The sequence below is a fragment of the Kitasatospora sp. NPDC056531 genome, assembly GCF_042794375.1.
Taxonomy (GTDB): domain Bacteria; phylum Actinomycetota; class Actinomycetes; order Streptomycetales; family Streptomycetaceae; genus Kitasatospora.
Map to the genome: position 1 here is coordinate 1 of NZ_JBHTTU010000037.1, position 24,201 is coordinate 24,201.

The window sequence follows — 24,201 nt, forward strand, 5'->3', positions numbered from 1 at the left end:
CCCGTCCCGGGCGTACGTGATCGCCAGCTGGTCACGCTTGACCTGCGAGGACGGCATGCGGAAGGAGTCGATACGGGTGTCGTAGCGGCGCGACCAGCCCGGCACGTCCAGCACGGCCGCGACCCAGTGCGGGGCTGCCGCGGTCAGGGCCTGGACCGCGGCACGCACCGATTCCCCAGCCAGCTCCAGCCGGTTCAGGTCCCGCACCGCGCTGACCACGTGCGTGGAGTCGGTGCGCTGCTTGCCGCCCTCCTTGAGCAGGCCCAACTCCTTCAGCCGGGCCAGCAGCAGGTCCAGAACCCTCTCCTCCAGGCCGTGTGCGAGCACCCGGTCCCGGAACTGGGTGAGCACGGTGTGATCGAACCCGGTGTCGGCCAGGTCCAGGCCCAGCGCGTACATCCACGACAACCGGTCCCGCACCGCGTCCGCGGCCTGCCGGTCCGTCAGGTCCTCAGCGAGCTGGAACACCGTCACCAGCGCGAGTCGACCCGGGGACCAGCCCGCCGGACCGGTCTTCCCGAACGCCTGCGCGTACTCCGCATCCGGGAACAGCTCCCCGAGCCGGTCGCGCACCGCCACCGGCAACGGGACCTTCCGCCCGTAGTTCTTCGCACGCACCGCCCGCGCGACCTCGGACGCCGGCTCCGGCCACGGCTGTGGCTCCATCGACACGATCACTCCCGTCCCACGGCCGGGGAACGGAAGACAACCGGCCGCACCAGCAACCCTGCCACCCAACCCGCCCAAGATCAGCCGAATGGGCAACAGGGTCCAGTACGGCCGGCTTCCCGTCCCAGGCCGTGGTGAGTGTCGACAGTTCGGCGCATGGCGGGTCGGCGGCGAGTGCTCGCACCACCAGGCGGCCGATCTCCAGTTGTTCCTTCATCCGCTGGACCCGTACGGCGGTGTGCTGCGGTGTGAGGCTGAGGGCTGTCGCCAGTTCGGCCCGGGTGAGCTCGCCGCCGGTCTCCAGCCACCAGAGGGAGAGCAGGTCGCGCTCGTGCTCGTCCAGCCAGCGGGTGGCTTCGGCGACCTCCTTGCGCTGGCCCGTCAGGCCGAGCCGCAGGATGGTCAGGTCCACGAAGTCGGCGGCTGGATCGCCGACATGCGTCAGCTCCTGCAGACCGGGCACGGGTGCTGCCTTCCGGGCCGTCCAGCGCCGGCGGACCTCGTTCATCGCCACCGCCACCAGCCAGGACCGGAAGGAGGAGGGGTCGCGCAGCGTGTCCAGGGAGTTGACGACGCGGAGCATGGTCTCCTGCACCACGTCGTCCACGTCGGCATGGCCGTCCAGCGCGCGGCTGACGACGTTGTAGATCAGCGGCAGGTGGTCGGCTATCAACCGGTCCCGGGCCGCCGTGTCCCCTGCCTGCGCCGCGGCGACCGTCTCGCTGCCGCTTCTCTTGTTCATCAGCGTCCGACGTCCTCACCTGGGTGATCGTTCCTCCCGTGCCATGTGAGATCCCGGTGGGAGGGTGGGAATGACAGAAATCGAGCTGGCGGTGGGGCTCACCGTCCGTTCACTGGGGACGGGCGAAGTCCTCGGTCCACCAGGGCCCGTTGGCGCTGAGGTTCACGCCGACGCCGGTCTCCGTGAAGACGCAGTTCAGGATGTTGTCGCGGTGTGCGGGGCTGTTCATCCAGCCGTCCATGGCTGTGGCGGGGTCTTTCGGGCTCTCGTAGATGTTCTCGCCCCAGTTGTGCCAGCCGTATCCGGCGTTGGTTATCCGGGTTCCGGGGTCGACGCCTTCCGGGGTGTCGTGCTCGTAGTAGTTGCGGGCGGCCATGTCGTCGGAGTGTTCCTGCGCTACGGCCTGCAGCTTCGCGTTCACGGTGAGCGGCTTGCAGCCGGCCTTGGCACGTTCGGCGTTGACGGCGTCGACGATCTGCTGGGCGAACTGGGCAGCGGTACCGGTCGCCGGTGTCCCCGCGACCGGCGCGCTGTGCGTGGCGGAACTGGTGGGCTTGGGGCCCGCCGGGATCGCCGGGGCACTGCTCGCCGGGATCGCCGGAGCACTGCTCGTCGGCCTTGCCTGAGCCTTCCGAACGGTAGGCGTACTGGTCGGCATACCGGTGGGCATGCTGGTCGTCGGCGCATTCGCCGTCGGGGTCGCCGCGGCACTCGCGGTCGCAGTGACCGCCCAGCTCGGCGTACTGGTCGGCTGGGCCGAGGAAACGGACGTGACACCGGGCCCCGGCGTCAACACCCCGGCCGCGGCGGACGGCGAAGCGGACCCGCCCCCCGAGGACGCCGCAGCAGCGAGCACCCCACCCGTGACCGCGACCAACCCCACCACCCCGGCAACCGCCGCCTTCCCACGCGGCCGCCCCGCAGCCCGCCGCCGACCACGCCCACGCCCGTGCCGAGACACCCCCGACCGGCCACCTCCCGCAGCGTCCGACTCGGACACCACCGCATCGATCACCACGGTCTCGAACTCACTGCTCATGGATCCGCCTTCGCTCCTCGCCGACGCGTCGTTCACGCCGACCCCCAGGAGACCGACGAACCGGGTCCCGATAACAAAATCCGAAAAGCGGTTCTCGCACCCCAGCCCCGCCTGCTGGTCCGTCCACCGGGACCTCGTTCCACTGGCAGATCCGCGGTGACGCACCCGGCCAGGGCGACAAGGAGCGGACTGCGGCATGGAGGCGCACGGTCTGCCCCGGCCACACCTCGTGGCAGCGGTCGGGCAGACGTGCGGCGGCGGGTGGGGGATCTCCCTATGGCTGCGGCGACAAGGCCGGTGCCGGTGGCGGCAGCGTTGCGCGGCGGAACAAGACGCAGTGCCGGCGGACCAGCCCTCGCCGCCCTCTGTGATCACGACCTGCTGGTTGCGGATCAACGCCCGGCAGCACGCTGTCGGTGCCGGCCACCGCCCGCGCCCACAGCTGGCACGTGGAAGGTGCCTGGTCGTCGGGGCGGGCCGCGTGATGCGGCCGCCCCGACGGTGTGCGGCCGGCCTGGACTCAGTCGGACACCTGGTTGTGGGCCTGGGCAGGCTCCGGCTGCGACAACCTCCACCCGCCCTGTGGCTACCGTCCCTGGAGGGCTCGACGCGTAGTGACGCGCCTGGGCAGAGGCGCCGAGGCCACGGTCTCGGCCTATCGGCCGTCGGAGAAGTTGTGGACTCCCCACCAGCCGGTTTCGTCGTGGTAGATGCCGACGCCGACCTCGGTGAACGAGGGGTTGGTCTGGGCCTTGTAGTGGCCGGGGCTGTGGCGCCACATCGACTGGAACTTCTCCGCCGCCTCCTGGGCGGTCATCGAGGGGTCGCTCCACCAGACGATGTTCTCGCCGATCCAGGTCCGGGAGCCGGTCACCAGGTACTGGGAGTTGGCGCTGCTGGAGTGGCCGAATCCGTTGTCGCGCATGTGGTGGGCCCAGTTGCGGGCGTAGTCGCTCAGGTCGGACTTGAGGGTCAGGGGAGGGAGCCCGACCGTGGCGCACTCGCCGTTGAGCAGTTGCAGGGACTCGGCCTCGGCGTCGCTGACGGACTGGGAGGACGACCGTGGGCCCGGGAGCACCGGGTCCGGTCCGACCGGTCCGGAGGCGGGATCGGCGGGGACCTGCGCGGTGGCTGCGGGCTTCGGGGCCGGTGCGGCGGTGTTGGCTGCCGAGGGGTGAGCGGCTCGCGCGGGCGTCGGCACCGGCGTGGGCGTGGGCGTGGGCTTGAGGGGGGAGGTGGTGCTGGTGGGCGACGGGGTCGCCGAAGGGGACGGGGCCGCGGGAGCGGCGGGGGGAGGCCGGCGTGGCGGTCGGAAGTATGGTGACCGGAGTGGCGAGGCCGGTCCCGGTCGGTGCGACCGCCGTGTTGATCGGGGCGTCGTGGCTGCCGGCCGTGTTCGACGTCGGGTCCGTCGTGTTGACCAGGGCGACGCCGGCGAAGGACAGTCCGGTGGCGCCGATGACGGCGTGCCCGGGGGCGCACCCCGGGCCCGCTGTGCCCGGCCGTTGGTGTGGGGCCGGGGTCAGAGCCCGGCGTTCACGGTGGCGCTGACAACGGCACCGTTGCCCACGTTCCACTTGTCGAGGATCTTCTGGTAGGTACCGTTGCTGATCAGTTGGTCGACTGCGCGGGACAGCACGTCGGACAGGTCCTGCCGGTCCCGGCCGACCACGATCCCATAGAGGCTTGACTCCTGGTATTTGCCGACCAGTTGGAACATGCCTTTGTGGTTCGGCGCGGTGGTGTTGTAGGCGGCGGCGGGGTAGTCGTTGAGGTCGGCGGCGGCGGTTCCGGAGGAGACCTCGGCCACGGCCTGGGCGTCGGTGTCCGTGGAGTCGATCCGGAGCGGCTTGCCGGTTCTGCTGCAGGCGGCGGACTGGGCATTGGCGACTTTGATCTGGACGGAGTTGGTCTGTACGGCGATGGTGCGGCCGCACAGGCTGTCCAGGGTGGTGAGGCCCAGCGGGTTGCCCGCCTTGACCAGGATCGATGTGCCGGTGAGGAAGTAGTCGACGAAGTCCACGCCCGGGTTGGTGACGTGGCCGGTGGCGTCCTTGCCCTGCTGGCGGTCGCGGGAGTCGATGACGGCCGACATCGCCAGGTCGAGCTTCCCGGACTGGACGGCCGGGATGAGGTCCTTGAAGGGCATGTCGAGGATCCTCACGCGCAGGCCGAGGTAGGAGCCGAGGGCTGCGGCGAGATCCGGGTCGAGGCCGATGGGTGCGCCGCCGCCGTCCTTGAACTCGACCGGGACGTAGTTGAGGTAGGAGCCGATGCGCAGCTCACCGGCGGTGCGGATCGACTGCGGCAACCGGGACCGCAGGGCGGAGGGCGAGTCGGACGGGGCCGGGGCGGCGGCGCAGCTGGTTGCCAGCAGGCCGCAGAGGCCCGTGGCGGCCAGTGCTGTCCGGCGGGCGGGTGTTCGGGGCATGGGTAAGTCCTGGGCGCGGGTGACGTGGGGTGGTGGGTGGACACGCTGGGGCGGTGGGCGGGGAGGTCCCGCCCACCGCCGAGTGGCGGGGTCAGCCGCGGGCGAGCCGGTCGGCCTGGTGGATCAGGTCCTCGGCCTGGCGGGCGAGGTCCCTGGCCGTTGCCGGGGTGAGCCGGCCGGAGCGGGGGGTGGTGGTGTCGAGGAGGTCGCCGATCTGCCGGGCGAGGCGGTCGCGCTGTTCGCCGAGGGTGGCGAGCTTGGCCTCGGTGTCCTTGTAGCGGCTGTCGTCGGGGGTGTCGGAGGCGGCGGCCGCGGTGGCGGCGGCGAGTGTGGCGGAGGCGAACTCGCCGACTCCGGCGTTGAGTTGCTTGTAGTCGGCGGCCAGCCGGCGGTAGTCGGCCTGGTCGGCAGCGCGCAGGCTCCTCGGGAGTGTGCGGGGGGAGAGGAACTCGGTCAGGACGCGGCCGTCGTGGGCGTAGACGTCGTGCAGGCCGAGCAGGGCGAGCATGGTGGGGCGGATGTCGGTGTGGTCGGACCAGACGGCGCCGGTCGCGCCGAGGTGCTTGACGCCCGGGCCGGCCAGGCCGAGCCAGGTGGTGTTGATGTCGGGTGCGAAGTCGCCGTGGTTCCAGGCCTCTTCCGCGTTCAGGCCCACGCAGGGGGTCGCGCAGTTCGCGGCGCCGGCGACGGCGAGGTAGTTCGGGTCGAGGAAGTCGGTGAAGGTGGCGGTGCGCAGGGGGTCGCCGGTGACCATGTGGAGGATGTTCATCTCGGTGCGGTCGGCGAGTCGGTGGCTGATTGCGTCGGTGGTGCCGGTGAGCGGATTGACCGCGGTCAGCTTGGAGACGGCGCGTTCGAAGGAGCGGGTGGTGGAGGAGTCGGGGGCGGGGTTGCCGTCGAGGTAGAAGCTCGGGGCGGACTCGGACTTCAGCTGGAAGGGGGTGGTGAGGTGTTGCTGGGTGGCGAGCAGTCCGCGGACGTTAGCGTTGATTTCGCCGATCTGCTGGTAGCTGCAGGGGGTGGTGACGCCGTCGCAGCCGGCTGGGCTGGGCTTGCCGCCCACGAAGTGGTCGTTCTCGTCGGAGGTGACGACGAAGAGGCTGTTGGCGGGAGTGATGCCGTCCTTGGCCAGGCGCTGGAAGAACCCGTCGAAGGCCTGGTCGTAGGCTTTGAGTTGGGCGACGTATCCGGCTTCGCCAGGGCCGTAGGCGCTGCCGCCGGGGTAGCGGTCGTGAGCGTCGGAGATGTAGCCGTAGGTGACGGGGACGCCGGCTTCCTGCATGGTGGCGAGGTAGCCGAGGGTGTTGTCGGCGGACATCGAGTCGAAGCCTGGGAAGCCGGGATTGCCGGCCTTGTCCGTGACGGGGACTCCGCCGATCGCGCGGACCGGGCGGTCGGGGGAGATCACGGCGTCGACGCTGTGGGCGCCGTAGAGGGCCTGGTATCCGTGGTAGCCGCCGGGTTCGTCGGGCAGCAGGTCAGGCCGGGCGGAGGGGTTGGCACAGCGTGCGGAGCCCTGCGCGCAGTGGACGCCGATGCCGACGATGTCGGCCTGGGCCCGGACGGGGTCGGCCTTGGCCTCGGCGGCCTCGGGCGAGTTGGGGCCGAAGACCTTGGCGACGTCGGAGGTGGTGTTCTCCAGCACGGTGTTGGCTGTCGAGACGGAGCCGAAGTCGCAGCCCGCCCGGGTGTAGGCGGTCCAGGGGGCGGGGGTGTTCCGGCCCTCCGGGGTGACCATCGTCGGCGCGGTGTCGCTGGGGGCGGGGGTGGCCGGGTCGGCGATGCCGTCGGTCCAGTAGGCGAAGGTCCGGGCGGAGGCGCTGGTCCCGTCAGGCTTGTAGTAGCGGTAGGAGTTGGAAACCGGCTGTCCGTGGTTACCGCCGTACAGGCCGGTGAGCTGGGTGAGGATGTCGTTGCCGGTGTGCGCGATCAGCGGGGTGTGGTGGGAGGTGTCGACCGTCCCGTTGTGCTCCAGGAAGTCGAGCAGGTGGGGCATCTGCTCCAGGTCGGAGGGCACGTTCGGGTTGTCGCGGGTGAAGTGCACGTTGTCGAACGTCAGGTAGATGACGTGGTCGACCCGGTGGTCTCCGGCCCGCATGACGCATCCGCTCTCGCGATGGCGGGCGTCGGGGCGCTCGCCGGCGGCGAAGGCCTGCGGGACGGCGAGCAGGCCTGCGCCGAGGGCCGCGGCTGCGGCCAGGGCGACGACGGTGGGGCGTCGGGTGCCCATGCTGACTCCTTGTGGGGCGGGGATGAGGATTGGGGCGCGCGTGAACAGCGGCGCACGGGCATGGTGATGTGCGGGCACGACGATGTGCGGGCACGGCGGCGCGCAGGAAGGACAGCGCGCGGGGACAGTGCGCGTCGACCGGGTGACGATCCGGCGAAGTGGACGAAAGGTTGCCACAGTCTGAACTCGCCGCAACAGTCTGTAGAAGGCAATCGGCTCGATATTCCATCTGCTGAGACGCCGTTCGTTCGGCGTCGCGCGTAGACCATGCGCGTAGACGTTCCTTGACCTGCCTGGTTCACCGACCCTACGGTGCGGGGCAGCACGGAGCCGCCGCGCCGCTCGACGGGCGACTCGCGCCCCTCGTGGCGCGCGGCAGAAGGAGCCAACCCTCATGCGCAGAAGTACCTTGACGTCACCTGCCCGCGGCCTGGCCACCCTTGCCGTCGGCGTGGTCGCCGGCGCGGCGGTGGCCGGCGGAGGACTCGCGTCGGCGGACGCCAAAGCCCCCAGGACCGACCGTCAGATCACGAACATGACCGACGAAGTGGCCAAGATCAAGGCGTACTACGGTGACACCGTCGACGCCAAGGGCGAGCACTGGCCGTCCCCCGACAGCAACTACGCCGTCCAGGTGCGCGGCATCGAGAACCGGGCCGAGAAGTACCTGGCCCAGCGCGCGAAGCGCGATCACGGCGACCGCAAGGCCATCGTCCTCGACGTGGACGACACCTCGCTGTCCACGTACAACTACGAGCTGGAGACGACCTTCGTCTACAACCCCGTCAGCAACGCCCAGTACATCGCCACCAAGACCATGCCGGCCGTCTTCGGCATGAACGACCTGGCGACCCGGGCGCAGCAGCAGGGCTACACGGTCTTCTACGTCACCGGCCGCCCCGAGTCCCAGCGCGCCGCCACCGCGGCCAACCTCGCCGCCGTCGGCTTCCCCGCCGCGGACCCGGCGCACCTGTTCATGAAGGACAAGAGCGCGCCTCCGTCCTACCTGAGCTGCGGCGCGAACTGCTCCGTCGTGGAGTTCAAGTCCGGTACCCGGGCCCACATCGAGAGCCTCGGCTACGACATCGTGGGCAACTTCGGGGACCAGCAGAGCGACCTGTCCGGCGGTCACGCCGACCGGACGTTCAAGCTGCCGAACCCGATGTACTACCTGCCGTAGTCGGGGAGTGCCGCTGAGCCGGCCCGATGCCACCCACCGGCGGCATCGGGCCATCGGCGCCGTCGCTGCCAGTGGCGGGCTCAGCTGCTGGTGACGCTGATCTCGGAGGTCTGCGTGCCGTCGGAGAAGTCCACCACGAGCGAGGCGGGGCCGGGCTGCTTCACCTTCATCGTGTAGCCGGAGGCCGGCACCGCGGACACCAAGCAAACGACGCTCGGGTCCACCGCGACGGTCGCCGTACCGCCGGCGGCCTGGTACGTCCTCATCACGGCTTCCTGGGAGCAGCCGGACGGACCACGGCCGGCCGACGGGTGCCGAGAACGGCCGGCGGTCGGTTCCATGCTGCCCATCGAGATCCTCGGGGTGGCAAGCGCCGGCGAGGGCGTGGAGGGCGCTTGCTCGGACGGAGCGGCGGAGAGGACGGCGCCGGCAGTCGGCGTCGGGCTCGCGGTGGCCGCTGGGGTCGTCGCCACCGGCACGGGGGTCACCGTGACGACGGTGGTGGGGATCGAACGGGCTGCCGGAACACCGGCCGTGGCGGGACGGATCACCACACGTACCGTCAGGGCGACCGCGGTGACGCCGATGGCCGTGCACCCCAGCCAGATGAGCGGATAGCGCAATGCGGGCTTCATGGGGACATCCTGGCCCATCGGTTACGGTGTGCCGCATGACGTCCGTCCTCGTCGTCGAAGACGACCCGATCATTCGAACATCGCTGCTCAACGCACTGACCGCGAGCGGCCACACGGTGCGCGGCGTCGCCGCCGGATTCAGCGCCCTGCAGGAGATCACCCAGTCCCCGCCGGACGCGGTCGTACTGGACCTCGGGCTTCCGGACCTGGACGGCGAGAACGTCCTGCGCATGATCCGCGGCCTGTCCCGTGTCCCGGTGCTGGTGGCCACCGCACGCGACGACGAGCGGGAGATCATCAGGATTCTCGAAGCCGGTGCCGACGACTACCTGGTCAAGCCCTTCTCCGGCGCCCAGTTGGCTGCCCGACTGTCCGCCGTGCTGCGCCGCTGCGCACCCGTGGCGGTCGGGGCGGAAGCTGCGGCCAGGGCGCACGGGCCGTATTCCGCTGCCGTCGGCGGGGCGTCGGACGCGGCCGAGGGGGAGCGGACCCCGGTTGTCGTCGGCGAGCTGCGCGTCGACCCGCTCGCGCGCACCGCGCACCTGGCGGGTCAGGAGATTCGGCTGACGCGCCGTGAGTTCGACCTGCTCGCCTTCCTGGCAGAGAACGCCGGGCGGGTGGTGTCCCGCAAGCGGATCCTCGCCGAGGTGTGGCGCCAGCCCTACGTGGACGAGCAGACCATCGACGTCCATCTCTCCTGCCTGCGGCGCAAACTCGGCGAGCGCGCCGCGAGGCCGCGCTACCTTCACACCGTTCACGGCGTCGGTGTGAAGCTGGTCTCTCCGCTGTGAGAGCCACCCTGGCCATGGTCGCGTTGGCTGTGACCTCCATGGTGGCGCTGTCCTTCCTGATCCCGCTCGGTCTGTTGTTGAGCACCCAGGTGCACAGTCAGGCGACGCAGTCGGCGCAGCAGCGCGCCGCGGTACTGGCACCCGTTCTGGCGGTCTCCACCGATCCGGCGGCGGTGCGCCAGGTGGTGGCGGGCCTCGACGCGTCGGACCGGCTGTGTGTCCATCTGCCGGATGGCACCGCGATCGGTGTCGGCCATGCCTCCGAGCGGCAGCTGAGCGCGGCGGCGGCCGACCGCGAGTCGGCGGGCCGGGACGTGCCCGGCGGCTGGGACTATCTGCAGCCCGTGCTGCTGAGCGGCGACCGGGTCGCCGTGGTCGAGGCGTTCGTGCCGGAGGAGGAGCTGGTCCGGGGGGTGGCCACCGGCTGGACGGTGATGTCCGTGCTGGCCGCGCTGCTGGTGGCCGGTTCGGTGCTGGTCGCCGACCGGCTCGGCTCCAGGGTCGTGCGGTCCTCGCGCGGCCTGTCCCAGGCTGCTAACGCGCTCGGGGCGGGCGATCTGGACGTCCGGGTGGAGCCCGCCGGTCCCAGGGAGCTCCACGAGGCGGGCTCGGCGTTCAACGCGATGGCCGAGCGGATCGTCCAACTGCTGGACAACGAACGGGAGCTGATCGCCGATCTGTCGCACCGGCTGAGGACACCGCTGACCGCACTGCACCTGGCCGACGAACAGGTCGGCGATGTGCCTGGGGCGGAGCGGATGTCCACCGCGATCCGCCAGTTGGAATCCGAAGTGGACTCGATCATCCGCACTGCCCGGACGCGGCCCGCCCGGCACCTGTCCGGGCAGCAGGACGGGGCTTCGAAGGCACGTCCCGCTCGGCGGGACGACGGGGGCTGCGAGGTCTCCACAGTGGTACGTCAACGGGTCGGTTTCTGGTCGGTTCTGGCGGCGCAGCAGGACCGGGAGTGCGTCTTCACGGCCACTGATATTCCGACGACCGTGGCCCTGTCGGCGGATGAGCTCGGCGCGGTCGTGGATTCTCTGATCGGCAACGTCTTCCGGCATACCGCCCGGGGGGCGGCCCTGCGCGTGAGCGTCCTGCCCACAGCGCGGGGTGCCTGCCTGGTGGTCGAGGACGACGGGGACGGGATCCCGGATCCGGACCTGGCCCTGTCGCGGGGCGCCAGCACGGGCGGGTCCACCGGGCTGGGCCTGGACATAGCCCGGCGCGCGGCCTCGTCGACCGGTGGTGAGCTGCGAATTCTGCGCGGTGCGGCGGGTGGCGCCCGGGTGGAGGTCGAGCTCGGTCACGCCACGGCTCAGGACCACCGGGCCGCCGACGCCGGCCGTCCGGGGCGGGGACGGTGGCGATGGCGATGGCGACGCCTGACAGGCGGGTGAGCAGAACCTTAGGGGTTCTTTAGGGCCTTCTGCGAGCGGCGATCCGTGCGTGTCTGAGTTGCCTACGATCGGTCCCGTCGGCGGGCCCTCCCCCGGGGCGGCCGACTCGCTCCGTCGGCGAGGGGCGGCACACTCCCCGCCGTTCCGTCACCGGCCGTCGAGCGCTCGCGGGCGTCCCTGTTGTGGCATGCCGTTCAGGGACGCCCGCCCGGACGAGAAGGCAAGGACCGATCCTGACCATGTTTGCTGAAGCGGCGCCGCACGTGCTGTCCGCGCTCCTTGGGGCGCCCGGGGCCGGAGCGGCCCCGATCCCCGGCTCGCCGCTGGACGCGTACGAGAAGCACGTGACGTACGACCCGGGCGTTCACAAGATCGCCCGGCTGATGGCGTTGATCTCCTACGTGCTCATGGTGGCCGCGGTCGTCCTCGGCGCAATGCTGCGCATGCGCTGGTTCCAGCGGATCGTCAACCGGCCCAGGGTGTCCGGCGCGCACATGACCATTGCCCTCTCCGCCCTGATCTTCGGCGGGGTCCACGGGGTGACCTTCCGCTACCAGCCGGTCTGGGAGATCGGCGTGCACGAGCTCGTCGTACCGTTCGCCGGCAGCCTGCAGAGGATCCCGGTGGGCTTCGGCATCCTGGGCACCGAGCTCGGCATCGCGGTCGGGTGCTCGGTGTGGCTGCAGCGCCGCTTCGGGTACCGGCGCTGGCTGAGGTTCCACCAGCTCGGTTACGCGGCTTTCGCACTCGTCTGGTTGCACATCTTCACCGTGCATCCGGAGCCGCGCCACTTCGACCGAGTGGCGGTGGCGGTCGCCGCCGGCGCGGGCACCTGCCTCTTCGTCTTCATGACCCGGGTGCTGCCGTCGGAGTCCAGGCTCCGACGGGGCGCCTTCGGCAACGACCCGGGCGACGCACGGTGATCGGGACGCCGGGGCCGGTCCTGCCTGCGCCGACGCCGGTCCACGCCGAGCCCGTCCGTCCGACTCGGCCCGAACTCGTGTCCGAGAGCGGGCCGGTGAAGGTCAGCGTGGACAACAGCCGCTGCCATGTCTACGGCATCTGCCAGCAGGAGGCCCCCGAGGTCTTTCGGATCTCGGAGAGCGGCTCCTTGCACTACACGGCGAACCTCTCGGCCCGGCTCGCCGCCCAGGCCCGCCAGGCGGCGCGGTGCTGTCCGATGCAGGCGGTCACCGTCCGGGGCAGTGCGCGCCCCGGTGCGGGGCGCCGCTTCGGTCGGCGCGGTCCGAGCGCATCGTCCGGTGGTCAGCGGATCGTGGTCGCCGGTGGCGGCCTGGCCGGGCTCAGCGCGGCGGCCCGCCTTCGCGAACGCGGCTTCGACGGTGAACTCGTGGTCGTGGGTGAGGAGTTGCACCGGCCGTACAGCAGGCCGCCGCTGTCGAAGCAGTTCCTCTCCGGCGAGCTGGACCGCGCGGACCTCGCGTTCCGGGCCGACGAGCCGCTGGACGCCCACCGGCTGCTCGGCACCCACCTGACCGGGCTCGACCCGGTGAACCGGTACGTGCTCCTCCGGGGCGGTGAACGACTGCGCTACGACGGACTGGTGATCGCCACCGGCGTCGACGCGAAGCGGCTGCCGGAGACCCCGGTCCCCAGCGAACGCATCCGCACCGTGCGGACGCTGGAGGACGCCGATGCCATCCGGCGGGCCGTGTACGTGGCCCGCGCCCGCCGCGTTCTGATCCTCGGTGGTGGCTTCGTGGGCTGCGAGCTGGCGTGCACGTTCCGGGAGATGGGCATGGACGTCACTCTCGTGGTGCACAGCGCGCCGCTGCTGCGGAGGGTGTTGGGCACCCGGCTCGGCCGGGTGGTCGGGCGCATCCAGGCGCGGGCCGGCGTCGACGTCCGGCTGAGCACCCGGATCACCGAGTGGACCGACACCGGTGACGGCCTGCGCCTGCGCCTGGACGACGGCGGGACGGTCGAGGCGGACTTCGCCGTCCTCGGCCTGGGCGGTGTGCCCCGGACGGACTGGCTGACCGGCAGCGGACTGGACGTCGCCGACGGAGTCCTGTGCAGCGCCGGCTGCCACGCCGTGGACCTGGCGGGACGGCCCGTCCCGAACATCGTGGCGGCGGGCGACATCGCCCGCTGGCCCAACCCGAGGTTCGACGCCGTGCCCCGCCGGGTCGAACACCTCATCCACGCCGTCGAGATGGGCCAGCACGCCGCGGACTCGCTGCTGCTGGGGCCCGACCGCGCGGCGCCGTTCACCCCCGTCCCCAGGTTCTGGTCGGAGCAGCACGGCACGCGCCTACAGGCCGTCGGGCTCCCGGCGCTGGGCGAGCGGATCGAGGTCGTGGCGGGCTCGCTGCGCTCCGAGCGCTTCATCGCCACCTACCACCGCCACACCCCGCTGGGTGAACAGACGGTGGCCGCGGTGGCGTTCGACATGCCGAGGGAACTGCTGGACCACCGCGACCGCATCGGCTCGATCCGTCCGCGGTCCTCCCCGCCAGCGCCGACGGCGGCGGGCGGAAGGGGCTCGCGATGAACCATCGGGCACCTCGGCGCCGACGCCGGACCGACCTGCCGCCGGGCGGGCCACTTCGGTTGCTGCTGGGCCTGCCGGCCCGGCTCGGCATCCGCCGACCGTTCATTCTCATCGCGACGGCCGCGGCCATGGGCCTGTACGCGCACGTCCTGCTCGCCGCGCCGCCCATGCCACCGAGCCGGGTACCCGTGCCCGCTGCCACCCCCCGATAGGAGGCCGGTGGACCCGCGGATGCGCGCCCATGCGCCACCCGCTCCACTCCCGTGCCCTGCCAAGAGAGGAGTCCCATGCCTGTCGTCAGACAGCCGAACCGCCACCGCCGTCGCTTTCGGGGCCGCCGGTTCGCCGCGCTGAGCGTCTCGCTCACCGGTGCGCTCGCCGTCGGCGCGGCCATGCTCGGCGTGTCCTACGCGGGCACCCGGCCAGCGACCCCGCCCCGGTGGCGAGCACAGCAGGAACGGGCACGGATGGATGACCTCTCCCGGCGGCCGCCCTGGCGGCCCCGTCCGACCCGGTGGGATGTCCCCCTGTCCTGCCGCGCCCGGTTGACCGGCGACGCCGACCGGCCGGGCGCGGCAAAGGAGAGACCGATGAAGAGAACGGACGACAGATGCTGACTGCGAGCGGGCCCGCGGTGCGGGCGTGGTCCGAGGACGACGAGACGACCGCTCGGCTCCTCACCGAGGCGCTGCTCCTGGCCTACAACATCGTCGGGCGGGCCCTCGATGGGTGTCCGGGCACGGATGAGGCGGTGCGTGCCGCCGTGGCCCGGCCGGCGGTGGTCCGGGCGAGGAAGGCGCACGGTGGTCCCGACGCCCCGGCCCGGTTCCGCGTGCGGCTGATGGCGACTGCGGTGGACGAGGTCCGCCGGCACCGCCTGGCCGTCCGGGCGATGTCAGCGGCCCCAGGCGGTGGTGGGCCGGAGGAACCGGCCCGGCCCACCGTCGACTTCGTCGACCTGACGGTCGTACGCCTGGAGCTGGCCGGCGAACGGCGAGAGATCGCGGAGGCCACCCGGTGGCTCGGCGACACCAGGTGGAACGTGCTGGCCCTGTGGTGGCTGGAGGCCTGCGGCCTCCTGGACCGTCCAGAGCTGGCCGAAGCGCTGGACCTCTCGCGCCAGCAGGCGGCGGTACTGCTGGACCGGTTGACGGCCGGCCTCGCCGCCGCCCGCGTTGCGCAGCGGGCGCTGGCGGCCGTGCCCGGCTGCGGAGAGCTGAGGGCCCTGGTCGAGTCCTGGAGCGGCGTGCCGGACCCCGGCTGGCGCGAGCGGATCGCCGGCCACGCCTCCGGATGCGTGGCCTGCTTCCGGTGCTCCGGTGCCCTGACGCCGGCCGAGGACGTCCTCGGGGGACTGCCGCTGGTACCCCTGCCCGGACTTCTCACGGCCGGGGCGTCGGTGGGCGCGCCGGCGGGCACAGGGCACCGCCGCAACCGCCGTTCGGGCAGGCGGCGGACGGTCATCGCGCTGCCGACCCGTGTGTGGGTCTCGCTGTCGGCAGCAGGAGCGGTGACCGGCGTGTGTGTGCTCGCCGCCCTCTGCGGCGGCCCGGTGCAGGCACCGTCAGCCGTGCTGGTGGGCCCGGTCGACGCGATGGAGACGTCGGCGGCGCGTTCCACGCTGCCCGCGGAGCCCACCGCCGTTCCCGTCGCCGGGCCCGCCTCGGTGGCCTCCGCCGCCGTTCCCGCAGGGGCGCAGAGCCCGTCCGGGGGCCCGTCGGCCATGCCGTCGGTCACCTCGTCGCCCACGCCGTCCGCCACGTCGTCGGTCTGTCCCTCCCCGCGCCCCAGCACAGCCCCGCTGTCGCGCCCGCCCACCGCACCCACGCCGTCGACGATCGGTCCCGACCCGGCCCAGGGGCCGGCCCACCAGATGGTCACGATGGTGAACGCCCAGCGCAGGGACCTTGGGTGTGCTCCCCTCCGCACCGACGCCCGCCTCCAGTCCGCCGCCCAACGGCACGCCGACGACATGGCGGCCCGGCGCCACCTCGGCCGCGACGACTCCGACGGTGCGGGGCCGAACCGGCGGATCGACGACGCCGGCTACCCGTGGACGGCGGCGATCGAAGCCAACGCCCGCGGCCAACAGGACGCCGCCACGGTGATGTCGGACTTGACAGCCGATCCGAGCGCCCGAAGCCGCCTCCTCGACTGCGGCTTCACCGACATCGGGGTCGGCGTCCACCCGGGCGACGGCGGCCCGTGGTGGACGCTCGACCTCGGCACCGCGCGATGAGTGGGGCGCATCAGGCCCTCCTTTCGAGCTCTGTGATACGGACCCGACTTCCGTGTGGACGCGTGGGGACAGGGGCAGGTCGGGGCAGCGGCACGTCGCCGCCGCCTGCTCATGGGAACAGTGTTTTGTTTCCGGCAGTTTGACGAATTGTCACGGCCAGTGGACCGGCTGCCTGGTGCTGGTGGAACCTACACCCGGGTGCGGCTGTTCGATCCGGCCGGATGGCGGATCGCACAGTGGCCCTGGTCACCGGCCGGGCCTCTAGAGTTTTGGCAACCCGATGCCGGCACCCGCGACCCAGGCGGGATCAACGCCCCCGGACGTCTTTTCCTCGCCCTCTCCACCCTGGACACCATCCCCCGTCACCAGGACCGTCGCACCGTCGCGCCCGGTCCGGAACGGCGCTGTCCACGCACCACCGGAGGTACCCATGCACGCGCACGGCGAGTCCGAAAACGCCACACCCGGCCCCGCGCCGGTCCATCCTGTCGATCAGGTGCTGCCCGCACCACGGTTGGCGATCCTCGGTCTCCAGCACGTCTTCATCATGTACGCAGGCGCTGTCGCCGTCCCGTTCATCGTGGGCAGCGCACTCAAGCTCGACCTCCACACCATCGCGCTGCTGGTCAACGCCGACCTGCTGGTCGCCGGGATCGCGACGATCATCCAGGCGGTGGGCGTCTCCCACCTCCTCGGTGTCCGGCTGCCGGTGGTGGCCGGTGCCACCTTCACCGTGGTCAGTCCGATGATCACCATCGCGTCCAGCCACGGACTGCCCACGGTCTACGGCGCGATGCTCGTCTCCGGCGTGTTCGGCCTGCTCATCGCGAAACCGTTCGCCAAGATGATCAAGTTCTTCCCGCCGCTGGTGGCGGGCACGGTCATCGTGATCATCGGGCTCTCGCTGATCGGCCCGGGAGCAGGCATGATCGCCGGACACGACACCTCGGCCGCCGACTACGGGAAGCTGTCGCACGTCGCGCTCGGCTTCGGCGTGATCGCTCTGATCGTGCTGTTCAGCTGGCTGCTGCGCGGCTTCCTGGGCCAGCTCGCGCCGTTGCTGGCGCTGGCCCTCGGCACGCTGGCCTCGATCCCGCTGCACCTGTTCGACCTCAGCGGGGTCCGCTCCGCGGGCTGGTTCGGCATCGCCTCGCCGTTCCACTTCGGCGCGCCGCGGTTCGACGCGGCCGCGATCGTCTCGATGTGCATCGTGATGCTGGTGACCTACACCGAGTCCACCGCGGACATGCTCGCGGTGGCGGAGATGACCGGCAAGGAGCTGACCGACGCGGACATCGCGCGCGGCCTCGCCACCGACGGCCTCTCCGCTGTGCTCGGTGGCTGCATGAACTCCTTCCCCGACACCGCGTACGCGGAGAACGTCGGCCTGGTGCAGATGACCGGGGTGCGCAGCCGCTGGGTGGTCGCGGCGGCGGGCTGCTTCCTGCTGGTGATGGGCCTGGTGCCCAAGGTCGGTGCGGTGATCGCAGCCGTCCCCGAGCCGGTGGTCGGCGGGGCGGCCCTGGTGATGTTCGCGATGGTCACCGCGGTCGGCGTGCAGACGCTGAGGAAGGTCGATTTCAACGGCAATCACAACCTCCTGGTCGTCGCTGTCTCGCTCGGTGTCGGCCTGTTGCCGGCGGTCGCCACCGACCCGTACGGCAACGAGGTGTTCTTCCGGCACTTCCCCGCATGGGCGCAGACCGTCTTCGGCAGCCCGATCACCCTGACGGTGATCCTCGCCTTCACCCTCAACCTGCTCTTCAACCACCTCAAGCTGCCGGCCCTCCGCCCCGCGGCGACCTCGGCCAACTCTCCCGCCGCCACGGAGGAGGACCCGGTGCCAGTGGCGGAGGACTGTTCGGCGTCCTGCCCACGGCGCATCGCCTTGTCATCGAACACCTACTTCTGGGAGTCCCCGTATCCCGGTGTCTCCGCAGCGCGGAGCGGACAGTGTGGATGCGGCCGTCGTTCACGGTGAACTCGCCTTGCCGGGGGCCCGCCGCCGTGGTTGTCGCGGGTCAGGACGGACCTGTCCGCCGGTGCGGCCAGGCAGCTCAGCAGGCCCTGGCCCGCGCGGCCTTCCCCGGCGCAGGCCGCCTCGGCCGCCTCCAGGTCGAAGCCGCCGCGAAAGACCGGCAGATTCAGCCAGGTGCCCGCGGCCAGGCGGCGGCTCGCCGTGGCGGGACTGGCGTTCGAGGCGATGGCTGACCGTACTGGCAAACTCCTCGATTCCACAGGAGAGCTGATCGGCAGTCGGTCGCATCGGCTGAGGACACCGCTGACCGCGCCGCGTCCGGTCGGCGGGCACATGGGCGCAGCGCCCACCCGCGAGCGCGCGGCGACGACCGTCGAGCGTCTGGAGAGCGAGCCCGACTCCCTCACCACTGAGGCCCGCAGGCTGCCGGTTCCCGGACGGATGCCCCCGTCCGGGAACCGGCCGACCTCTCTCGCACCAGTACCACCCTCACCGATCGCGCTGCCGACCGCATGAGGAGTGGGCCCACCGGCCGATGCCCCGGCCGCGCCCGCCGAACCCGTGGCGTCGTATGTACGTCGCCCCTTCGACTCCACCCTGGACGCGTTCAAGGCCGTCACGCCACGCCGCTCCGGTTCGAGGAGATGTGCCGCGGGCTGCTGGAGCGCGACGGGTTCACCAACGTCGAGCGGGTCGGCGGTGCCGGAGACCTCGGTGCTGACGTCGTCGCCACGACCACCTGGGGCGGAGGGTGGTGCTGCAGGGCAAGCGGTACGCGACTCCGGTGACGTCGGAGGCCGTGCAGAGGTTCAACGGCACCGCTCGGCCAGTGCACGGCGCTGCGGTCCCGGTTGTCGTAGCGCTCAACGGCTTCACCGACCCTGCGGCAGCCTCCGCTACCCAGCAGCGCCTCCGCCTCATCGCCCGCGAGCGCCTCGCCCGCTGGGGCACGCCAGTACCTCTACGACGTCCTCGACATTGATCGCGACCGGGAGGGGCCTGCCTGATGGCTTGAGCGCGCCGAAAGGGCCGCACGGCCGCATCGTGCCCGCGCGAGCCGGGGTTCCTCCGGCCGGTTCGTGGCGCCGGGACGGTTCTGCTGCTGGTCGGGGTCGGCGGGTGCAGTGGCCTTCGTGACTACGTGGGTGCGCGGGACTGTCACCGGGAGGCGGGCGGCCTCGGCCACTCAGTACCGTCCGCAGCGGCATTCAGGACGTCCCCGAGGCGGAGCCAGGCGTTGGGGCCGGAGTTGCTGATCGGGCTGTCCGCGAGTCGTTGCCAGGCCTGGTGGTCGTCCCCGAGCGTGCCGACGACCAGGGCGACCACCGCGGGGTGCGTGCTGTCATAGTGGGTTCCCCTCGTCTTGAGTGCCGTCCAGGCCGGTAGGGCGAGGACGGTTTCGCTGGGGCAGCCGGGCAGGGCGAGGATGTGCCGGGCCCACGTTTCCCGGTTGGCGGGGTTGCCGCCGAGCCTGCTGCGGAGTTCGTGGGTGAGGGCGTGGAGGGCCTGCGGCGGGTTCGAGTGACGGGCGAGGACCTCGGAGAAGGACGGCTCGTGCCGGTAGCCGCCGTGCCAGGCGAATGACAGCAGGGCCTTCTCGACGAGTGCGTCGTCGCCGGCATGCCGGTCCAGGTACTCGTCGAGGACTTCCGGGGCGACGGCGGACAGGGTCCGGGGCGTCACCTGTGTGGGATCGCCAAGGGCCGCGCGCCGTACGGCGGGTTCCTGCGGGAGCGGGTCGGCGACGATCCGGGTGATCGCGGCGAGGAGTTCCGTGAACTGTCGCTGGTCCTCCTGCGCCCGATAGTCGTAGGAGCGGGGACGGGTCGGGCTGCGATGGGCGTCGCGGATCATGAGCTGGACCGTCTTCTTGACGGCAGGTGTCACTTCGGAGAGGTGGACCAGCATGGCGTGCACCCAGCGGAGGTCGGCTGCCCGGCTGATTCCGAGGGAGTCCGCCGGCTGCCAGGTCCGCAGCGCCTGCACGGCGGTTTCGGCGAAGCGCCGCCCCAGTTCCGTGAGTTCGTCTGCGGGTGTCAGCCAGGTGTAGGGATCGCCGTACGAGGGCTTGGCCTCGGAGGGGTTCAGCACGAGGCGCCACCGTCCTTCCGCCGCGCCGGCAACCCAGGCGACGGCGGCCCTGGCACCCCACGTGGCCCGGCGTCCGCCATCCTTCAGGTAGAAGTCGATGCTTCTGCGGTCGCTCTCGCCGAAGGAGGCGAGTTCAGCGGCAAAGCGCTCCCGGGCCTCCTCTGCCGAGGACCCTTCACAGAGGAATCGGCATACCCGGGTCACGGTCATGGCACCGGCGAAGCGGTCGAGATCTTCCAGGGCGATCCGCCTGATCAGATTGGGTGCGACCATCCAGGGCAGGCTACCGAGCAGTTGGTCCCGGATCACGTGCTGCGCGTCGGTGCCCTCGGTGCGGCTGATGAGTCGGACGTGCCGGTCAGGGTGGCGCTTGAGGACCAGCGACCACATGGTCTCCCAGGCGGCGAACGCCGTCTTGATGCGGTCGGACCAGGCGTCGGAGCTTTCGTTGTCGTGCTCGCTGTAGTCGGGTTCGTCGGGGAGGAGGGCGACTGCGGTGTCGAACACGTCGTCGTGAAGGTGTTGCGTCCGCAGGACCAGCTGGGCGGACGTCGGCTCCTTGATCAGGTCCGGCGTTATGCGCGGTCGCTGCGGAACCCGCCTGCGCAGCTCGGCGGCAACGAGCTCGCCTAGTACCGGCGGTCGGTTGGCGGCGCCGAGGGAACCGAGTTGACTGTCCGTGCAGCGGTGCAGGGCGTTGGCCCGCAGGGCCTCGCTGCATTCGGGGTGGGCGAGAGCGAGGGCCATCAGCCCGGTTGTCGTCCCGATGAGGTACTCGGACTCGGTCTCGGCCTGCCGCAGTCCGTTCGTCACCGCGGCCTCCAGCAGCCAGGCAGGTGCCGTCTCCCGGTAAGGCCTGGTGAGCAGTGCTTCGAGGAGCTTTCCGTGCTGCCGGTCGTCGGCAGTTGTGCGTGCCTGGTCAGCTGCCATCCGGGCCACAGCGGACCCGGGTTCGGCGCTGGCCGCGATCGCGACCAGGAACTCCATGGGCAGCCGGGAGCCGTTGGTGGTCATTCCTTGCTTTCCTCCCCGGAGACGAAGCGTCGTGCTCATCCTGCTCCATCGCTCTGACACCTCAGGCTGCTGGGTCCGGCATGAGGTAGCCGGTGAGCCTGATCTGTCATTCGCAGAGGACCTGGGTGTAGCCCTCGGGTACGGTGTCTGGCAGCAGCACCCGGTCCGGGCTGCCCACAGCTTCGGCCGACAACCTGCCCAACAAGCACCACTTCCTGGTGGACCTGGAGCCGTTCGGCCTGCAGAACGACAACGAGGTCTGCTACGCAGCCGACCGCATGTACGGCCTGATCGAGGGCACCGTGCACCGTCCCGGTGTTGTCCCGGTCATCCCCGTCGAGGACTGGATCGTCGTTTGATCACGCCCTGACGGAGCGTTTCACACCTCCAGCTCGGCCTCGATCCGCCGGATCTGGTGGCGGGCCATCGCCAGGTTGGCCCGCGCGCGGTCCAGGACGAGGTAGAGGAACAGGCCGCTGCCCCCGGGGCGGGTCAGCGGCCTGATCAGGTGGTACTGGTGGGTGAGCGTGGTCAGGGCGTCCTCGATCTGCTCGCCGTGCAGACCGAGCGCGTCCAAGGAGCGGGAGGCGGCACGGAACATGTCGGTGCTGCCAGCCGCCGCCAGCTCCACGTCCTGGGTGGAGCCGAGCATGCCCAGGGCCATCCCGCTCCCGGCGTCGACCACGGCAGCGCCGAGCGCCCCGTCGATCGTCATTGCATCCTTGAGGGCACTGTCGACGTTCGCCATCTGCTTCTCCTCACCAGGTCGTTGACTTCGCAGGCTACGGATGAGGGCGGCTTCTGTCGGGGCAATGACCGCTGTTGATCACTATCACCCCCGTATCGAGCAATCGGGCACTTGCAATGATCGCAAGTTGAAGAATTCTTCAAGTTCATAGATGATGCTGCCTTGTATCCGGCAGGAGTGTGGCCAGGGGGCGGCAGCGTCCGTGGCGAGGAGGGGCACATGAGCGACGTGTTCGACCAGGAGCTTCGCGAGCAGCTCGCCGAGGCCCGCCGGCAGCGGGCAAGCGCGCAGGCGGCAGGGGACGAGGACGGCGCCCAGGCGTACGCCGGACGCATCACGCAGCTCCTGCGGATCGCCGCCCACCACGGCATCGAGGTCGAGCACACCACCGGGGAACAGGAAGAAGACTGAGCATGGCCGTCCCGCTCTACCAGGCCAAGGCGGAGTTCTTCCGTACGCTCGGCCACCCGGCGCGCATTCGCGTATTGGAACTGCTCCAGGACGGTCCGCGCCCAGTTCGCGAGTTGCTCGCCTCGATCGAGATCGAGCCGTCCAGCCTTTCCCAGCAGCTCGGCGTCCTGCGCCGCAGCAACCTGGTCACCGCCACCCGCGAGGGCAGCACCGTGGTCTACGCGCTGAGCACGCCGGACGTCGCCGAGCTGCTGCGGGCCGCGCGCCGCATCCTCACTGAGATGATCACCGACCAAGGGGCGCTGCTCGCCGAGTTGCGCGGGGCCGACGTGCAGGACGTCCGGGAGAAGACCGCGTGAGTGCCGTACAGCCGACCCTTCTGAACCGTGCTGCCGGACGCGTCCGCGCTGTTCTGCCGAATCGCGCGGTCCTCGCCACCATGGGCCGCTCGCCGCGCAAGGACCTGCTGGCCGGCCTGACGGTGGCGATCGTGGCCCTGCCACTCGCCCTCGGCTTCGGGGTTGCGTCCGGGGCGGGTGCCGAGGCCGGGCTGGCCACCGCTGTGGTCGCCGGGGCGCTGGCCGCGATATTCGGCGGCTCGAACCTCCAGGTCAGCGGCCCGACCGGGGCCATGACCGTGGTCCTGATCCCGATCGTGCACCAGTACGGCACCTCCGGCGTGCTCACCGTCGGTTTGATCAGCGGTGCACTGCTGATCGCTCTCGCCCTGGGTGGCGCCGGCCGCTTCATGGCCTACGTTCCCGCCCCGGTGGTGGAGGGCTTCACCCTTGGCATCGCCGGTGTGATCGGGCTCCAGCAGGTGCCCGCCGCGCTCGGCGTCACGAAGGGCGACGCGGAGAACGTCGTGGTCGTGGCGGCCCAGGCCGTCGCGGACTTCGCCCGCCACCCGCACCCGGCGGCGATTGCGGTGGCGCTCGGCGTCGTCGCCGTAATGCTGGCCGGCGCCCGGTGGCGCCCCGGCATTCCGTTCTCGCTGCTCGCCGTCGCCGCCGCGACCGTGGTGGCCCACTTCGTCCACCTGGACGTGGCGACCATCGGTCACCTTCCGGCCGGCCTGCCGCTGCCGTCCCTGGGGTTCCTGGACCTCGGCGCCGTTCCGCATCTGCTCACCGCCGCCTTCGCGGTCGCGGCGCTGGCGGCGCTGGAGTCGCTGATGTCAGCGACCGCCGCCGACGCGATGAGCGTCTCCGAACGCCACGACAGCGACCGGGAGTTGTTCGGTCAGGGAGTGGCCAACCTGGTCGCCCCGCTGTTCGGCGGCGTCGCCGCCACCGGCGCGATCGCCCGCACCGCCGTCAACGTCCGCTCCGGCGCCGCCTCCCGGCTCGCCGCCCTGGTGCACGCCGCCGTGCTCGCCGTAGTCGTCTTCGCCGCCGCACCCCTCGTGCAGGACATCCCGCTGGCCGCACTCGCCGGCGTGCTGATCGCCACCGCCGTCCGGATGGTCGAGGTCGCCTCGCTGCGCGCGCTGGCCCGCAGCGGACGCGGCGAGGCCGCCGTCCTGGTCCTCACCGCCGCCGCCACGCTGGCCTTCGACCTGGTCACCGCCGTCATCGTCGGCCTGGCCGTCGCCGGGATCCTGGCCCTGCGCCAGGTCGCACAGTCCGCGAGGCTGCAGCAGGTACCCCTGCACGACGGTCTCCCTCCGGCCGACCACCACGAGGAGGAGCAGGCACTGCTCGCCGAGCACATCGCCGCCTACCGGATAGACGGCCCGGTGTTCTTCGCCGCCGCCCACCGCTTCCTGCTCCAGCTCGCCGAGACCGCCGACGTCAAGGCCGTCATCCTGCGCATGTCCCAGGTCACCGCCATCGACTCCACCGGCGCCCTCGTCCTCGGCGACGCGATCAGCAAGCTGGAGCGGCACGGCATCCTGGTCCTGGTCTCCGGCGTCAAGCCCGGCCACCGGCGCACCCTGGACGCGCTCGGCGTCCTGGACGATCTGCACGCGGCGGGCCGGGTCTTCGCCCACACCCCCGACGCCATCGCCCACGCCCGCACCCAACTGCACACCGCCGGCGTCCTGGCCGACGCCACGGCATGAAACGGAGCCGACCGATGACC

At 71.4% G+C, this 24,201-nt stretch carries 20 protein-coding genes and 2 pseudogenes; 13 read left to right on the forward strand and 9 right to left on the reverse strand.

The features are described 5' to 3' along the window. The 6 genes from ACFQ87_RS26845 to ACFQ87_RS26870 all read right to left on the reverse strand — a co-directional run. A partial coding sequence (locus ACFQ87_RS26845) for a transposase (RefSeq protein WP_380613385.1) occupies positions 1-474 on the reverse strand: 474 nt, incomplete at its 3' end. Beyond that, a complete protein-coding gene (locus tag ACFQ87_RS26850; RefSeq protein ID WP_380613386.1) occupies positions 452-1,411 on the reverse strand; it encodes a sigma-70 family RNA polymerase sigma factor in 960 nt (319 codons plus the stop codon). The genes ACFQ87_RS26845 and ACFQ87_RS26850, both read right to left, overlap by 23 nt. Positions 1,412-1,520: 109 nt before the next feature. Beyond that, positions 1,521-2,069 carry a CAP domain-containing protein gene (locus ACFQ87_RS26855; protein ID WP_380613387.1) on the reverse strand — a complete coding sequence of 183 codons (549 nt, stop codon included), beginning with the start codon at positions 2,067-2,069 and terminating at the stop codon, positions 1,521-1,523. A 1,036-nt stretch (positions 2,070-3,105) separates the two neighbouring features. Beyond that, a complete protein-coding gene (locus tag ACFQ87_RS26860; RefSeq protein WP_380613388.1) occupies positions 3,106-3,651 on the reverse strand; it encodes a CAP domain-containing protein in 546 nt (181 codons plus the stop codon). Positions 3,652-3,972: 321 nt separating this feature from the next. Then, the gene (locus tag ACFQ87_RS26865; RefSeq protein WP_380613389.1) at positions 3,973-4,881 is read right to left on the reverse strand and encodes an ABC transporter substrate-binding protein; all 909 of its coding nucleotides are present in this window, start codon (positions 4,879-4,881) and stop codon (positions 3,973-3,975) included. Between the two features lie 91 nt (positions 4,882-4,972). Next, positions 4,973-7,111: a hypothetical protein gene (locus ACFQ87_RS26870; protein WP_380613390.1), complete on the reverse strand. Its 2,139-nt coding sequence runs from the start codon at positions 7,109-7,111 to the stop codon at positions 4,973-4,975. A 394-nt stretch (positions 7,112-7,505) separates the two neighbouring features. Here ACFQ87_RS26870 and ACFQ87_RS26875 point away from each other — a divergent pair, with 394 nt between their 5' ends. Then, positions 7,506-8,291, forward strand: a complete 786-nt coding sequence (locus tag ACFQ87_RS26875) for an HAD family acid phosphatase (RefSeq protein WP_380613391.1) — start codon at positions 7,506-7,508, stop codon at positions 8,289-8,291. An 80-nt stretch (positions 8,292-8,371) separates the two neighbouring features. Here ACFQ87_RS26875 and ACFQ87_RS26880 read toward each other — a convergent pair whose 3' ends face one another. Further along, positions 8,372-8,926: a hypothetical protein gene (locus ACFQ87_RS26880; protein ID WP_380613392.1), complete on the reverse strand. Its 555-nt coding sequence runs from the start codon at positions 8,924-8,926 to the stop codon at positions 8,372-8,374. A 35-nt stretch (positions 8,927-8,961) separates the two neighbouring features. Here ACFQ87_RS26880 and ACFQ87_RS26885 point away from each other — a divergent pair, with 35 nt between their 5' ends. The 8 genes and pseudogenes from ACFQ87_RS26885 to ACFQ87_RS26920 all read left to right on the forward strand — a co-directional run bounded on the left by ACFQ87_RS26885 (position 8,962) and on the right by ACFQ87_RS26920 (position 18,834). Continuing rightward, positions 8,962-9,717 carry a response regulator transcription factor gene (locus tag ACFQ87_RS26885; protein WP_380613393.1) on the forward strand — a complete coding sequence of 252 codons (756 nt, stop codon included), beginning with the start codon at positions 8,962-8,964 and terminating at the stop codon, positions 9,715-9,717. After that, positions 9,714-11,120, forward strand: a complete 1,407-nt coding sequence (locus ACFQ87_RS26890) for an ATP-binding protein (protein WP_380613394.1) — start codon at positions 9,714-9,716, stop codon at positions 11,118-11,120. Before ACFQ87_RS26885 ends, ACFQ87_RS26890 begins: the two co-directional genes overlap by 4 nt. Positions 11,121-11,359: 239 nt before the next feature. Continuing rightward, the gene (locus ACFQ87_RS26895; protein ID WP_380613395.1) at positions 11,360-12,043 is read left to right on the forward strand and encodes a ferric reductase-like transmembrane domain-containing protein; all 684 of its coding nucleotides are present in this window, start codon (positions 11,360-11,362) and stop codon (positions 12,041-12,043) included. Between the two features lie 77 nt (positions 12,044-12,120). Further along, positions 12,121-13,635 carry an FAD-dependent oxidoreductase gene (locus ACFQ87_RS26900; protein WP_380613396.1) on the forward strand — a complete coding sequence of 505 codons (1,515 nt, stop codon included), beginning with the start codon at positions 12,121-12,123 and terminating at the stop codon, positions 13,633-13,635. Further along, entirely contained in the window at positions 13,632-13,847 is a 216-nt protein-coding gene (locus ACFQ87_RS26905; protein WP_380613397.1) for a hypothetical protein, read from the forward strand. Before ACFQ87_RS26900 ends, ACFQ87_RS26905 begins: the two co-directional genes overlap by 4 nt. Before the next feature lie 398 nt (positions 13,848-14,245). Further along, positions 14,246-15,874, forward strand: a complete 1,629-nt coding sequence (locus tag ACFQ87_RS26910) for a CAP domain-containing protein (protein ID WP_380613398.1) — start codon at positions 14,246-14,248, stop codon at positions 15,872-15,874. Between the two features lie 496 nt (positions 15,875-16,370). Further along, positions 16,371-17,855, forward strand: a complete 1,485-nt coding sequence (locus ACFQ87_RS26915) for a nucleobase:cation symporter-2 family protein (RefSeq protein ID WP_380613399.1) — start codon at positions 16,371-16,373, stop codon at positions 17,853-17,855. 509 nt (positions 17,856-18,364) lie between these two features. Continuing rightward, positions 18,365-18,834: pseudogene (locus ACFQ87_RS26920) on the forward strand (restriction endonuclease). 176 nt (positions 18,835-19,010) lie between these two features. Here ACFQ87_RS26920 and ACFQ87_RS26925 read toward each other — a convergent pair. Then, positions 19,011-20,957 (reverse strand): hypothetical protein, encoded by a 1,947-nt coding sequence (locus tag ACFQ87_RS26925; RefSeq protein ID WP_380613400.1) that lies wholly within the window; start codon positions 20,955-20,957, stop codon positions 19,011-19,013. Positions 20,958-21,148: 191 nt separating this feature from the next. Between ACFQ87_RS26925 and ACFQ87_RS26930 the strand changes: the two are divergent. After that, positions 21,149-21,316 (forward strand): annotated as a pseudogene (locus ACFQ87_RS26930) (urate oxidase); the annotation flags it as partial. A 20-nt stretch (positions 21,317-21,336) separates the two neighbouring features. Here the strand turns inward: ACFQ87_RS26930 and ACFQ87_RS26935 are convergent. Further along, positions 21,337-21,705, reverse strand: a complete 369-nt coding sequence (locus ACFQ87_RS26935) for a hypothetical protein (protein WP_380613401.1) — start codon at positions 21,703-21,705, stop codon at positions 21,337-21,339. A 219-nt stretch (positions 21,706-21,924) separates the two neighbouring features. Here ACFQ87_RS26935 and ACFQ87_RS26940 point away from each other — a divergent pair, with 219 nt between their 5' ends. The 3 genes from ACFQ87_RS26940 (at position 21,925) to ACFQ87_RS26950 (ending at position 24,181) form a co-directional block, all read left to right on the forward strand. After that, on the forward strand, positions 21,925-22,116 hold the full coding sequence (locus ACFQ87_RS26940) for a hypothetical protein (RefSeq protein ID WP_380613402.1): 192 nt from the start codon (positions 21,925-21,927) through the stop codon (positions 22,114-22,116). Positions 22,117-22,118: 2 nt separating this feature from the next. Further along, the gene (locus tag ACFQ87_RS26945; protein WP_380613403.1) at positions 22,119-22,475 is read left to right on the forward strand and encodes an ArsR/SmtB family transcription factor; all 357 of its coding nucleotides are present in this window, start codon (positions 22,119-22,121) and stop codon (positions 22,473-22,475) included. Positions 22,476-22,555: 80 nt separating this feature from the next. Continuing rightward, a complete protein-coding gene (locus tag ACFQ87_RS26950) occupies positions 22,556-24,181 on the forward strand; it encodes a SulP family inorganic anion transporter (protein ID WP_380613468.1) in 1,626 nt (541 codons plus the stop codon). Positions 24,182-24,201 lie beyond the last annotated feature (20 nt).